The organism is Pseudomonas guariconensis (assembly GCF_024127895.1).
Lineage (GTDB): Bacteria > Pseudomonadota > Gammaproteobacteria > Pseudomonadales > Pseudomonadaceae > Aquipseudomonas > Aquipseudomonas guariconensis_B.
On the sequence record NZ_JAMYBK010000010.1, the window covers coordinates 38,837 to 52,362 of the forward strand.

Here is a 13,526-nt window from a genome sequence, read left to right on the forward strand (position 1 = left end):
AAATGATAGTAATTCTATTTTACATATCGCTTTGGTTCCAAGTGCTTTGTACATCGGCCAAGCCGAGGGTTGAAAAAGCGGCTATGCAGCCCCCTGAATCCATCCGCCCGACAATGGTCGTACACTACACGCAACCTTGAACGCCACGAACAAAGGAGCCGGCACCCATGGACCTGCAGTTTCTAGGCACCAGCGCCGGGATCCCCACCAAGGCCCGGAACGTCAGCGGTACCGCTCTCATCGAGGCCAGCGGCAGCGCCTGGTACCTGGTCGATTGCGGCGAGGCAACCCAGCACCAGCTCCTGCGAACCCCGCTGTCGGTCTGCGACCTGCGCGCGATCTTCATCACCCATGTCCATGGCGACCACTGCTTCGGCCTGCCGGGCCTGTTGGCCAGTGCCGGCATGTCCGGGCGTAGCGAACCGCTCGACCTGATACTGCCGGCCGCGCTACACGAATGGCTGCGCCTGGGGTTGGCCGTCAGCGAGACCTACCTGCCCTTCGAATTGCGCCTGCAGGCGGTCGAAAGCCTGGAGGGCTGGTGCAGTGGCAACATCCAGGTCACCCCCGTGCAGCTATCGCACCGGGTGCCCAGCTATGGTTATGTATTCACCGAGGTCAACCCCGACCCTCGCCTGGATATACAACGCCTGGAGGCCGACGGTGTCCCCCGCGGCCCCCTATGGGGCGAGCTTGCCCACGGCCACTCGGTGGAACATGCCGGGCGGTGGCTGCACGCCCAGGATTACCTGCGCCCGTCCCGCCCACCTCGGCGGGTGATCGTCTGCGGCGACAACGACACCCCCGGGCTGCTGGCCGACGTGGCGCAAGGCGTGGATGTGCTGGTGCACGAGGCGACCTTCACCGAACCGGTCGTCGAACGCACCCAGGCGACCTTCGGCCACAGCACCGCCGCGGCCGTGGCCCGTTTCGCCGAGTCGGCGGGCGTTGCGAACCTGGTGCTGACCCACTTCAGCGCCCGCTACCAGCCCAATGCCCAGCGCAGCCCCTCGATCGAAGACGTTCGCCAAGAGGCTCGGGCGCACTACAGCGGTCACCTGGTGCTGGCGCAGGACCTGCAGCGCTACCGCATGGGGCGCGATGGCTGCCTTGTGTCGGTGGACGCTCAATAGGCACACGCATGACGCGTGGGCTGTCGATCGATGATCATCATGAACGAGGAAATCCCCCATGAACCGCTTCGTCATCATTTCCGGCTGCTCGGGCGGCGGCAAGTCTACCCTGCTCGAGGAGCTTGGGCGGCGTGGCCATGCCGTGGTCGAAGAGCCCGGCCGGCGCATCGTACAAGAAGAAATACGCACGGGAGGCCAGGCACTGCCCTGGGTCGACACCGTCGGTTTTTTACGCCGGGTCATCGACTTGGCATTGGATGACCATGCCCAGGCTCCGCGCAATGACCGCCAATGGGTCTTCTTCGATCGTGGGCTGGTCGATGCGGCAGCGGCAATCCAGGCGCTGACGGGAGAGCCCCTGCTCGCCACGCTAGGTCAATCCTGTCGTTATCACCCGCACGTGTTTCTCACCCCGCCCTGGCCGGAAATCTATGTGCAGGACGCGGAGCGCCGGCACGACATGGAGGCTGCACGGGCTGAGTTCGAGCGGCTCCAGCAGGCCTATCCATCGTTGGGGTACGAGGTATCGCTGTTGCCCAAGATCGGCGTGGCGGCGCGGGCGGATTTCGTGCTCGATACCTTGGCAGCGTACTGAGCCGCCGGGCTCGCTTTGCAGCCCTCCATGAACCCGCTTTACCCCAGGCCCAACTGCGCGACCACCTCGTCCGAGGTCATGACATCGGCATACTGATTGGGAGCAGTTTAAAGACCTACCCCGCGCCTCTCACCGCACGCCCCTCTCCGAGAAACGATCAATGGCCCACCCAACGTTGACAGGCCAGCGAAAACCTGCAAAATCGCCGGCCTTTTTTGCGACAGGAAGTCCTCATGCAACGGATTGTGATTCTGGGCAATGCCGGTAGTGGCAAGTCCACTCTCGCCCGCGCCCTAGGCAAGCGCCTTGGCCTGCCGGTGGTGCACCTCGACACACTGTTCTGGGAACCTGGCTGGGTCGAACCCGATGCCGAGCAGTTCCGCGCGCGAGTCCGCGAGGCGGTCGCCACGGATGCCTGGATCTGCGAAGGCAACTATGCCCGCCGGACCTTCGACCTTCGCCTGCCCCGCGCCGACCTGGTCATCTGGCTCGATACGCCGCGGCTGACCTGTTTCCTGCGGGTGATCATGCGTAGCGTCATGAACCGCCCTCGGCCTGACATTGCAGCAGGGTGTAGAGAGCACCTGGACAGGGCGTTCCTGACCTTTCTCAAATTCGTATGGCAATTCGATCGTGACTACCGCCCGGGTATCGAGGCCATGCGCCCGGCCATGGGGCCCCAGGTGCCTACGGTTCACTTGCGCAACACTCGGCAGGTGTCTGCATTTCTCGATGGCCTGCCCGCGCTGAACGAAAGTACCTGCCCATGACCCGTTGGACTGCTTTTTACCAACAGAGCGAGAAACGCGGGCCATCTCCCACACGATGAGTCTTGTCGAACCAGATAGATGTTGGCCAGGCCATTGAAATTGGGTTGCGGAACCGGCAACGAGACGCGACAGCTCGTTCAGGCGGATGGATATGCATTCCGACCAGCTCAATTGGCATCGACTTGATCGGATCATGCGGAAGGCTTTTCATGGGCAGTGAGGGCTACCTTTGCGGCGCTCACTTTGAATATGCACCTTAGTGTCCGGTTGTAATTGCATATCCGACGCAGCATCCAAGTACGCAGCGCTACAGTTTCGGGAGACGCTCATGCTCGACGACAAGAACATGGTGGTGAACAGCGGCAGGATCGAACCATGATCCCCGATCGCCTGAACGCCGACCTCTCGCTGCGCGCGATCATGCATGGCGCGAGCCTGCCCTGGGTCGCCAGCCCGCTGCCTGGTGTGGAGCGGCGCCCACTGTATCGCCTGGGTGGCGAGCAGGCACGGGCCACCAGCCTGGTGCGCTACGCCCCCGGCAGCCAGTTCAGCGCACATGTCCATTCGGGTGGTGAGGAGTTTCTCGTGCTCGATGGCGTGTTCGAGGACGAGCATGGTCGCTACCCAGCGGGCACCTACGTGCGCAATCCGCCCGGCAGCTTACATTCTCCAGGGGCGAGCGAAGGCTGCATGATCTTCGTGCGGCTTCGCCAGTTCGATGCTGACGATCGCGAGCAGGTCGTCACGTCGCTGGCCGTCCATGGCGACCAGGTGCTGTTCGAGAACGCCTGTGAACGGGTCTGGGTCCAGCAGCCCAGGCCCGGATCGCCCGTGCAACTGGCCAATCCGCGGGGGCTGGAGTTGCTGCTGCTCGACGGCGAAATAGCCGGGGAAGACTTCACGCTACAGCCACTGAGTTGGATGCGCCTGCCGCCCGGCATGCCATTCGAGGCCGTGGCCGGCGCCCGGGGCGCCCGCCTGTGGCTCAAGGATGCCGCGCCAGATCTAGGTTTCTGAGGCGACCTGGTAAATACAGTGAATCGACAGGGCGCTGAGACTTCATCAATGACCTTGGCATAACGTCGAGTCATACGTCCCTATGTGAACTTTAAAAATGCCCCGAACATTACATGAGAACGCCCCCCCCTTACCCCATCACCGCGGCACGCCCCCTCTTCACACATCGTGAACGTCCAATGCTTTCGCGGCACAGGCAACTTGTTCTTGCAACCAACGTTGTGATGGGTCGTTTTCGTTATTGCCATGCCAGACCATCTCCAGTTGCTGGTGGGCTACGGGATAAGGCAGTTCCTTGATCATCAAGCCCATTGTGCGGGCAAATGTCCGGGCCAAAGGGCGCGGCATGATGGCCAGCAACTCGCTGTCTTCGAGCAACAGGGGAAGTGCCAGGAAATGCGGCAGCACGACTTGCCGGCGCAGCGTCAGGCCTGCCTGGGCCAATGCGTTCTCCAGCGCGCCACGGTCGTACATGTCCGTCTGGCGCGCCAACCCCCGTTCGAGAATGTAGTCACTGTTCGCATCCGTGCCACCTAGCGAAACCACGGCCAACGGGTAGCGTGCGAGGTCGGCAAGAGTCGCCTGGGCACTGCCCAGCGGATGGTCGCCGCGACAGACCAGCACTTCTTCCTGCAGGAGGATCGGTCGACTGCGCAGACGCTCCGGCACGCTGCGAAACATACCAAGCGCAACATCGATGCGGCCCAGGTCGATCTGCTCGGCCAAGTCCAGGCGTGTCACTGGCGTAATCACAAGGTCGATACCCGGTGCAGCGCTGCGCAACTGGCGGTTCAACTGCGGCAGCAAGGTAGCCGACAAATAGTCGTTGGCGGCAATCACGAACGATCGGTCGATGCTCCCGGGGTTGAACGGGGCGGCTGCGCCGGCCAGCGTCTCGCCGATGCTCCGCAAGGCCGAACGCAGTGGTTCGCTGATCTGGTAGGCGTAGTGGGTAGGCGTCATGCCTTGGCCGGTACGGACGAAGATTTCCTCGCCCAACCCTTCGCGCAAACGCCCCAGCGCGTGGCTCACCGCAGACGGGCTCAAATGCAGGCGCTGGCTGGCGCGCAGGACACTGCGCTCCTCCATGACCGCATCGAAAACCCGGATCAGGTTCAGGTCCAGTTTGTCGAAAGCAATCATTGGGTCATTCCCCGCCCAACCTGTCGATTATCCATGATGCATAACTTCATCGAAGCGAAAGTACAGGTACGCTACTGCGCCGTGAACAGGCTGCATTCTCACACTGCAGATAATTCGTTTCTTATCGAAAAACAACAATGGGAGAATTTCTGGCAACAACACGAGGAGGCACCCCCTTGAAAAAGAGAGATGAGTTAATCAATGCCTGTATCAACTTCCTTGCCTTGGTCAAAGATAAAACAGCCGGCACGGAAACCGAAAACTGGTTGAACGCACATTACGGCCCGGACAGCGAAACGTATCGATACATCGCCGAGCGCGTGATCGAAGGCGTGGCCGAGGGCTGGCTCGCCAATGTCGAAATCAGCGGTGAACATTATCGCCGCAGCCGTTTATGCGAGCCGAGCGCAGACACTTTCTACTTCAGCATGACCGCCGTCTACATGAACAGCCGCAGCCATGAGATGAACAACGTCGATCATAGTTTCCGTGGCGACTATCACCGCCATCCCTATGGCGAACTGAACATGGTCATCCCGCTGGACAAGGATGCCATGCTGGCAGGCCCGCAGGGCTGGCAAGGCGCTGGCTGGACCGCTCCGGCACCGGGCAGCCAGCACTTTCCCGAGGTCAAAGGCGGCGCGCTCATCGCCTTTTTCTTTCTACCCGCAGGACGTATCGCCTATGACGTGCGGAATACCCCTTAGATTAATCGCTGCGGCATGTCGCCCACCTGCCAAAATTGGCTGACTTCCGGGACGCGGCCCGCGCATCATGATCCAGACGGCGGCCAGGCACGGTTCCTGGCCGCCGCTTCACCGATCCTGTCACCGAACACTCGCACGGCGTTGGCGCCGAGCCAGTACAAGGGAATACCTGATGACGGTACGAACAGTGGCGATTGCCATCCACGATGGCGTTCAGGCATTGGATGTCGTCGGCCCAATGGATGTGTTCCATGAAGCCAACGCCTACCTGGCAACTGGAGACCGGTACGAAACAGTGCTGGTCGCCGCCGACGACAGCCCGCTGCGGGCATCGAACAGCATGCAGTTGCGGGCGGACCTCACCTTCGCTGAAGCAACCGGGACGTTCGATATCCTGCTGATCGCCGGCGGCCCTGCCTTGCCCGACGCACCACCGGATCCGAGACTCATCGAATGGGCCAGCAAAGCCCCGAATCACGCGCATACATACGGCTCCATTTGTACAGGTGTATTTGCGCTGGGGTACGCCGGCCTCATCGACCAGCGCCGCGTGACAACGCATTGGCAAAATGTCCCCAAGCTGGCCGCGCGGTTTCCGAACGCCTGCGTCGAGCCCGACGCGATCTATGTGCGCGACGACAGGTTGGTGACCTCCGCAGGCGTCACCGCCGGCATCGACCTGGCCCTGGCCCTGGTCGGCCAATGCCATGGACAGGACATCGCCCTGACCGTAGCGAAGCGGCTGGTGGTGGTAGCCCAGCGTCAGGGTGGCCAGTCGCAGTTCAGCCCGTACCTCACCGCCCCGGCCAACCCCGCCTCACCGGTAGCACGCATCCAGGCGCACGTCATGACCCACATCGGCGAGCGGCACAGCCTGGAATCGCTCGCCGCCGAAGTTGGCATGAGCGCACGCAACCTGGCGCGCTATTTCGTGCAGGAAACCGGGATCACCCCACACGAGTTCGTGCAGCGCGCGCGCATCGATGCCGCGCGCATGATGCTGGAAGCCAGCGACCGCCCCCTGAAAACCATCGCCTACGACTGTGGCTTCGGCACGGTCGACCGCATGCGCATCACCTTCGGCGAACGGCTTGGCATCACCCCGGCCCAGTACCGGGCCAGCTTCCGCCGCCAGGCACCGGCCTCCAGCACAGCGCAGGCATAGCGCACCTGCCCATGACGGCACGCCGGCATGGGCAGGCGGCCGGTCTGTCAGGCAGGCGACAGGCCCAAGGCCTGGGCAACACCTGCGCCGTAGGCGGGGTCGGCCTTGGCGCAGTTGGCGACATGCCGCTGTTTCACTTCCAGGCGCGCATCCCCCAAGGCTCGCGCGGTGTTGTCGAACAGCGCCTGCCGCTGCGCAGGCGTCATCAGGCGGAACAGGTTGCCGGGCTGCTCGTAGTGGTCGTCATCGCGGCGATGGTCCCAATGGTCGGCCGCACCATCGAGCTCCAGCGGTGGCTCCTTCAGCGATGGGTCGTCGCCAATCCAGGTGCCTTTGCTGTTGGGCCAGTAGCTCGCCGTGGGCCCCAGGTTGCCGTCGGTGCGCATGGCGCCGTCGCGGTGATAGCTATGGAAGGGGCAACGTGGCGCATTGACCGGGATGTGGTTGAAATTCACCCCCAGCCGGTAGCGCTGCGCATCGCCATAGGAGAACAGCCGTCCCTGCAGCATGCGATCCGGTGAAAAACCGATACCGGGCACCACGTTGGCTGGCGAGAATGCTACCTGCTCCACCTCGGCGAAATAATTGTCCGGGTAGCGGTTGAGCTCCATCACCCCCACCTCGATCAACGGGTACTCGGCCTTCGGCCACACCTTGGTCAGGTCGAACGGATTGTGCTGGTGCGCCCGGGCCTGCGTTTGCGTCATGACCTGGATGAACAGTGTCCAGCGCGGGAAATCCCCCCGCTCGATGGCTTCGAGCAGATCACGGCCATGGCTTTCGCGATCCGTGGCGATCAAGGCCGCGGCCTGCTCGTCGGTCAGGTTCTCGATACCCTGCTGGCTACGGAAATGGAACTTGACCCACACCCGCTCGTTCGCCTCGTTGATCAGCGAAAAGGTATGGCTGCCAAAACCGTGCATGTGCCGCAGGCTGCGGGGGATGCCACGGTCCGACATGACGATGGTCACTTGGTGCAGGGCCTCGGGCAGCAGCGTCCAGAAATCCCAGTTGCTGTCGGCCGAACGCAGCCCGGTGCGCGGGTCGCGCTTGATGGCGTGATTCAGGTCGGGAAAACGCATCGGGTCGCGGAAGAAGAACACCGGCGTGTTGTTGCCCACCACGTCCCAATTGCCCTCCTCGGTGTAGAACTTCACCGCGAAGCCCCGAATATCGCGCTCGGCGTCGGCGGCGCCACGCTCGCCGGCCACGGTGGAAAAACGCGCGAACAGCGGGGTCTGCTTGCCGACCGCGGCGAACAGCTTCGCCTTGGTGTAGCGGGTAATGTCCTGGGTGACCGTAAAGGTGCCATGGGCGCCCCAGCCCTTGGCATGCATGCGCCGCTCCGGGATCACTTCACGGTCGAAGTGCGCCAGCTTCTCGATCAGCCAGATATCCTGCAGTAACGCCGGGCCGCGAGGGCCGGCGGTCATGGTATTGAGGTTGTCCGCTACCGGGGCCCCTGTGGCATGGGTCAGGGTCGGCAGCGCGCCGTTGTCGCGGGAACGTGTGTCGGTCATGTCGATGGCTCCTGGCGTCAGGTGGTGGTCACGGGCACTTGCCTCAGTTCGGCCACGCCGAACCGAGGATGAGTGAGCAGAAGTTCATGCGCGTGTAGCCAGGGACCTTCAGCGCCAGCACATCGGCCTTGACGTTGCCGAAGGTGGTCAACGGCTTGTGTTTTATACCGTCGGCGAAGTGTTCGATGATGCCTTCCTTGAAATTCGCCTCACGGGGATGATGCTCGCAGACCTGGCAACGCTGCTCGTGGCTGAAGTCATGGTAGGCAATGCCCAGCACATCCATCTCCACCCCGGCCGTCACCAGGGCGATGGTGGGCCGCATGTGCTCGGGGATCCCGGGCGTGGTGTGCAAGGCGATTGCCGTCCAGACATCCTCGATGTCACGCTCCGCGACCCCGTAGCTCTTCATGAAATCCCGGGCCGCGTTGGCGCCATCGACCTCGAAGCGCAGCTCAGGGCTCGAGTAGCGCGCTGTCAGCCCCATGTCGTGGAACATGGCGCCCAGGTACAGCAGCTCGGGGTCGTAGTCCAGGCCGCGGCGTTCGCCCGTCAATGCCCCCCAGCAGAACACCCGGCGGCTATGGTTGAACAGCAGGTCGTCCTCGGTATCGCGAACGAGCTCAGTGGCAGCGCGGGCGATCGCGCTATCGGGGATTCTGATACCAGCAACGATTTCGGTCATCGACATACACTCCAGGTCAGGCGGCGCGGTGAAGCAAGGTGCGCGAATGCCAAGGTTGTACTGCCGCGATCACCACTGCCCGGGTGGACGATGGAGCCCTCGCGGCGCCTGGAGAAATTCCAGCACCGGGCCTGCAACGGAACAAGAAACGAGCGACCTCGGATCAGGACAGACAGACATCGTTTCACGCCAAACGCCCATCGTCCCCAGGCAGGGCCGGCCTCCAGCCGGGTACCCTGACGGCACACCCTGTCCATCACAGCGACCAGTACCGGCAGAACCGGAGGAGCACCACCATGAGCGAGGCCCTGGACAAACTCTCATGGGATGATCTGCGCATCATCAAGGCCATCGGCGAATGCAACAGCCAGATGGGGGCCGCCGACGCGCTCGGCATCAATCACTCGACCGTTTCGCGCAGGCTCTCGGCGATGGAAAGCACCCTCGGCGTGGTGCTGTTCGACCGTCGGCGCAATGGCTATGTGGCGACCGCCGCGGGCGCCGACATGATCGCCCTGGCCAACCGCGTCGAGAAAGACGTTCTCGGCGTGGCGCGGCGGGTGTCGGAGCAGGCCCAACGCTACAAGGGCGACCTGCTCATCACCACCAGCGATGCGCTGTTGGTGGATTTCCTCACCCCCATCATCGCCGAGTTCCAGGCTTGCCACCCAGGCATACGCATCGAGGTCATCGTCAGCAACCAGCCATTGAACCTCGCCCGCGGCGACTCCGACATTGCCTTGCGTGCAACCTTGGCCGTCCCGGAAAACCTGTTCGGACGCAAGGTGGCCCTCGTCGCCTGGGCCACCTACGGGCGCCTGGATAAATACGCAGGCGGTACGTGCACCCTCGACACGCTACACCAGAGCACCTGGGTTTCCTACGGCAAAGGCCTGTCCAGCCTGAAGGCATACCAATTCATCGATGAGCACGTACCCCGCGAAAACATCATCTACCGCAGCGACTCGGTCTACGGCGTAGCGGCAGCCATCCGCGCGGGCATCGGCATCGGCTTGCTGCCCTGCATGCATGGCGACCTGGTGCCAGACCTTGTGCGCATCGGCCCTGTCGAGCCCGAGGTGTATGACGAGTTGTGGCTGCTGACCCACCCCGACATCCGCAAATCAGAACGCATCTATGCCTTCATGACGCATTGCGCCGACGCCATCGTCCGCCAGCGTGCCTTCATCGAAGGCCATGGCGCCCCGGGCACGAGCGAGCAGTAGGCCGCACACGCCATCGGCATTTTTGCGCAATCGGTTTCGCCTAAACGCACGCTCATGGCGCCGGGGCTGAACGTAGACTTTCCAGGCACGATGATCGTGGGCCGGCCCGTCATCCGTGACTGCATGCAGCCCGCCGCACGTGGGCACACCGAAACCTACAAGAGGACTCACCGCCATGAGCATCAAAGCCTGCGCCAAACCCGCCCGCAGCCTGCTGAGCCCACACGACCACGCCCTGGTGCTGATCGACCACCAATCGCAGATGGCTTTCAATACCAAGTCCATCGACGTCACCAACCTGCGTGCCAACACCGCCATCCTGGCCCATGCGGCCAAGGGCTTCGGCGTCCCGACGGTGATCTCCACGATCTCCAAGGACACCTTCGCCGGCCCGCTGTTCGAAGAGATCACCGAGGCTTTCCCCAACGCCGATGTCATCGACCGCACCACGTCCAATGCCTGGGAAGACGAACACTTCATCGCCGGAATCAACGCCACGGACAAGGGGCGCCTGGTCATCTGCGGCCTGTGGACGTCGGTGTGCTGCAACGGCCCCGTGTTGTCGGCACTGGAGCAAGGCTACGAAGTCTATGTGGTGACCGATGCCTGCGGCGACTGCACCGCCGAGGCCCATGAGCGCGCGGTACAACGCATGATCCAGGCCGGCGCGCGCCCGATCACCGCCCTCACCTACCTGCTCGAACTGCAACGCGACTGGGCCCGGGTGGAAACCTACGACCTCACCACCGGTATCTCCAGAAGATTCGGTGGAGCCTTCGGGGTCGGTATCCAGTACGTCAACGCGATGATGAGCGACCATTGAGGCGATCGCCGTTTTGCTGAAGAGCCGACCCGTTCAAGGTGCCTGAAGCCCTTGACGACCGGTCTGGCGCCCCGGCAAGGCCGCTCCCACGACAGGCGCATCGTTGCCCCGTAGCTCGTTTCGGTTGCGGGGCTTTTTTCGCCTGGGTACTTCCGAGCACTGAACTACCCGCAGGGTCGTGGCGTCCCACGAGGCGTTTGAAACGACCGAGTAACGGATCGTGGCAGCTCGCCCACATCCACATGAATCATTCCCTATAGACAGCAGTGGCTGGGGTTGCGCGAAACATATGGAAATCCGTATATTCGAATCTCCATATGCAAGAGCCCTGCCCATGATTACGCCTCCCGAGGTCTTCAAGAGCCTGTCCGACGAGACCCGGGCTCGTGCCACCTTGCTCATCGCCCGTTTGGGCGAGTTGTGTGTCTGCGAGCTGATGTGTGCCCTGGACCACAGCCAACCGAAGATCAGCCGTCACCTGGCACAACTGCGAAGCAGCGGCCTGTTGCTCGATCGCCGCCAGGGCCAATGGGTGTATTACCGCCTCAATCCGCAGCTACCCGCCTGGGTGCACGAGATGCTGCAGGTGACCTTGCGTGCCAATGCCCAGTGGCTGCAGGACAACGCCTCTCGCTTGCAGAACATGGACGACCGCCCCGTCCGCGCTACCGCCTGCTGCTGACCTCTCGACGAGCAAACCTCCCATGCTAGTTGCACTCGCTGTCTTCGTGTTCACCCTGGTGCTGGTCATCTGGCAACCCAAAGGCCTCGGCGTGGGCTGGAGCGCTGCACTGGGCGCAATCATCGCGCTGGGGGTGGGCGCGGTTTCCCTGCACGACATTCCGACCGTGTGGAGCATCGTCTGGAATGCCACTGCCACGTTCATCGCCGTCATCATCATCAGCCTGCTGCTGGACGAGGCCGGTTTTTTCGAATGGGCCGCCCTGTACGTGGCGCGCTGGGCGAATGGCAGCGGCTATCGCCTATTCGCCTTCTGCATGCTGCTCGGCGCCGCTGTGTCAGCGCTGTTCGCCAACGATGGCGCGGCGCTGATTCTTACGCCTATCGTCATGTCGATGCTGGTCGCGTTGCGCTTCCCGCCCGCTGCCACGCTGGCATTCGTCATGGCCGCAGGCTTCATCGCCGACACGGCGAGCCTGCCGCTGGTGGTTTCCAACCTGGTGAACATCGTCTCGGCCGACTACTTCGCGCTGGGCTTCGCAGAGTACGCCTCGGTGATGATGCCAGTGAACCTGGCCAGCGTCGCCGCCACCTTGATGGTGCTTTTCTTGTTCTTCCGGCGCGACCTTCCCAAGCAGTACGCCCTCGACGCGCTGCGGGAGCCGAAAGCGGCAATCCATGACCGCGCCACCTTTGTCGTTGGCGGGTGGACGCTGCTGGTGTTGCTGATCGGCCTGTTCGCCCTGGAGCCCTTGGGTATCCCGATCAGTGCGGTCGCTGCCGTGTGTGCAGCGACCCTCTTTGCGGTTGCGGCTCGCGGCCACAGGATCTCTACCCGTCGCGTGCTGCGCGAGGCCCCCTGGCAGGTGGTGGTCTTTTCCCTCGGCATGTACCTGGTGGTGTACGGCCTGAAGAATGCCGGCCTCACGGATTTCCTCGCCCAGTTGCTCGACCGGCTGGCCGCGCATGGCGTGTGGGGTGCCGCCATCGGCACCGGCCTGCTCTCGGCCCTGCTGTCGTCGGTGATGAACAACATGCCCAGCGTGCTGCTCGGCGCCTTGTCGATCCAGGCCAGCGGGGCAGATGGGCTGGTACGCGAGGCAATGATCTACGCCAACGTCATCGGCTGCGATCTCGGCCCGAAGATCACCCCCATCGGCAGCCTCGCCACGCTGCTCTGGCTGCATGTGCTGGAACGCAAGGGCATGCGCATCACGTGGGGCTACTACTTCAAGGTCGGCATCCTCCTGACCCTGCCGGTTCTGCTGATTACCCTTTCGGCCCTGGCGTTACGCCTGGGCCTCTGACGCTCGCCACCCAGCGCAGGAGCCCTCCATGCGAGTCCTTTTCATGTGCACAGCCAACAGCTGCCGCAGCATCCTTTGCGAAGCGCTGTTCAACCACCTGGCCCCGTCGGGATTCGAGGCGATCAGTTCCGGCAGCTTCCCCAAGGGGCAGGTACTGCCGCGCAGTCTCGCCACCTTGCGACAAGCCGGCATTTCCACCGAAGGCCTGCGCAGCAAGGGCAATGACGCGTTCGAGGGCAATCCGCCGGACATCGTCATCACCGTCTGCGACAAGGCCGCCGGGGAAGCCTGCCCGGCGTATTTCGGCCCTGCCTTGAAGTCTCACTGGGGGTTGGAGGACCCGTCCGATAGCATTGGCGACGAAGCGTCGGTCGATACCGCCTTCCGCGTCACCCTGGCGCATATCCGCAAGCGATGCGAAACCTTCTTCGAACTGCCTTTCGGCACGCTCGATCGCGACGAGCTCAAACGCGAGCTGGACCGCATCGGCGCTCTCTGAGCAGCAGGCCCCATGTCAGAGCAACTGCCCAACCTCGACCTTTCGCTGTTCGACGTACCGGCACCCGTACCAGCGACCACAAGCCGCGTATCCTGCTTACGATCGTGTGGTCGATGTAATGGAAGAACTGGTGAAGTTCACCCTGCTGCTGCGTGACCGCCAAGCGTTCCTGATGGATCGCTACTCGGAGCGTAAGGAAAATGCCGAACAGCTCAGCGCACGTGTCAATCAGCGCTCCATCTGAGGTGGCCGTGG

General features: G+C 63.0%; 14 protein-coding genes and 1 pseudogene. 12 read left to right on the forward strand and 3 right to left on the reverse strand.

From position 1 onward, the window contains the following. The first annotated feature begins 167 nt into the window (after positions 1-167). The 4 genes from NJF35_RS12925 (at position 168) to NJF35_RS12940 (ending at position 3,515) form a co-directional block, all read left to right on the forward strand. Positions 168-1,133, forward strand: coding sequence for a ribonuclease Z (locus NJF35_RS12925; RefSeq protein WP_253091151.1), 966 nt, complete (start codon positions 168-170; stop codon positions 1,131-1,133). Between the two features lie 58 nt (positions 1,134-1,191). After that, entirely contained in the window at positions 1,192-1,728 is a 537-nt protein-coding gene (locus NJF35_RS12930) for an AAA family ATPase (RefSeq protein WP_225788389.1), read from the forward strand. 233 nt (positions 1,729-1,961) lie between these two features. Next, on the forward strand, positions 1,962-2,498 hold the full coding sequence (locus tag NJF35_RS12935) for an AAA family ATPase (RefSeq protein WP_253091152.1): 537 nt from the start codon (positions 1,962-1,964) through the stop codon (positions 2,496-2,498). 375 nt (positions 2,499-2,873) lie between these two features. After that, positions 2,874-3,515 carry a cupin domain-containing protein gene (locus NJF35_RS12940; RefSeq protein WP_225788391.1) on the forward strand — a complete coding sequence of 214 codons (642 nt, stop codon included), beginning with the start codon at positions 2,874-2,876 and terminating at the stop codon, positions 3,513-3,515. A 159-nt stretch (positions 3,516-3,674) separates the two neighbouring features. On the opposite strand, the gene NJF35_RS12945 is transcribed toward NJF35_RS12940, so the two are convergent. After that, positions 3,675-4,658 carry a LysR substrate-binding domain-containing protein gene (locus NJF35_RS12945; RefSeq protein WP_225788392.1) on the reverse strand — a complete coding sequence of 328 codons (984 nt, stop codon included), beginning with the start codon at positions 4,656-4,658 and terminating at the stop codon, positions 3,675-3,677. 176 nt (positions 4,659-4,834) lie between these two features. On the opposite strand from NJF35_RS12945, the gene NJF35_RS12950 reads away from it, so the two are divergent. Beyond that, entirely contained in the window at positions 4,835-5,365 is a 531-nt protein-coding gene (locus NJF35_RS12950) for a DUF4863 family protein (protein ID WP_225788393.1), read from the forward strand. 172 nt (positions 5,366-5,537) lie between these two features. Then, complete coding sequence (locus NJF35_RS12955; RefSeq protein WP_225788394.1) at positions 5,538-6,530, forward strand: GlxA family transcriptional regulator; 993 nt, start codon at positions 5,538-5,540, stop codon at positions 6,528-6,530. Between the two features lie 47 nt (positions 6,531-6,577). On the opposite strand, the gene NJF35_RS12960 is transcribed toward NJF35_RS12955, so the two are convergent. Beyond that, positions 6,578-8,050: a catalase gene (locus NJF35_RS12960; protein WP_225788395.1), complete on the reverse strand. Its 1,473-nt coding sequence runs from the start codon at positions 8,048-8,050 to the stop codon at positions 6,578-6,580. 43 nt (positions 8,051-8,093) lie between these two features. Continuing rightward, a complete protein-coding gene (locus tag NJF35_RS12965) occupies positions 8,094-8,735 on the reverse strand; it encodes an HD domain-containing protein (RefSeq protein ID WP_225788396.1) in 642 nt (213 codons plus the stop codon). A gap of 296 nt (positions 8,736-9,031) precedes the next feature. Here NJF35_RS12965 and NJF35_RS12970 point away from each other — a divergent pair, with 296 nt between their 5' ends. The 6 genes and pseudogenes from NJF35_RS12970 to NJF35_RS12995 all read left to right on the forward strand — a co-directional run. Further along, positions 9,032-9,961 carry a LysR family transcriptional regulator gene (locus NJF35_RS12970; RefSeq protein WP_225788397.1) on the forward strand — a complete coding sequence of 310 codons (930 nt, stop codon included), beginning with the start codon at positions 9,032-9,034 and terminating at the stop codon, positions 9,959-9,961. Between the two features lie 175 nt (positions 9,962-10,136). Further along, positions 10,137-10,784, forward strand: a complete 648-nt coding sequence (locus NJF35_RS12975; RefSeq protein WP_225788398.1) for a hydrolase — start codon at positions 10,137-10,139, stop codon at positions 10,782-10,784. A gap of 334 nt (positions 10,785-11,118) precedes the next feature. Then, positions 11,119-11,466, forward strand: a complete 348-nt coding sequence (locus NJF35_RS12980; RefSeq protein ID WP_225788399.1) for a metalloregulator ArsR/SmtB family transcription factor — start codon at positions 11,119-11,121, stop codon at positions 11,464-11,466. Between the two features lie 22 nt (positions 11,467-11,488). Beyond that, positions 11,489-12,772 carry an arsenic transporter gene (locus NJF35_RS12985; RefSeq protein ID WP_253080470.1) on the forward strand — a complete coding sequence of 428 codons (1,284 nt, stop codon included), beginning with the start codon at positions 11,489-11,491 and terminating at the stop codon, positions 12,770-12,772. Between the two features lie 28 nt (positions 12,773-12,800). Beyond that, positions 12,801-13,271 (forward strand): arsenate reductase ArsC, encoded by a 471-nt coding sequence (locus NJF35_RS12990; protein ID WP_225788401.1) that lies wholly within the window; start codon positions 12,801-12,803, stop codon positions 13,269-13,271. Positions 13,272-13,362: 91 nt separating this feature from the next. Then, positions 13,363-13,515, forward strand: a pseudogene (locus NJF35_RS12995) (arsenical resistance protein ArsH); the annotation flags it as partial. Positions 13,516-13,526 lie beyond the last annotated feature (11 nt).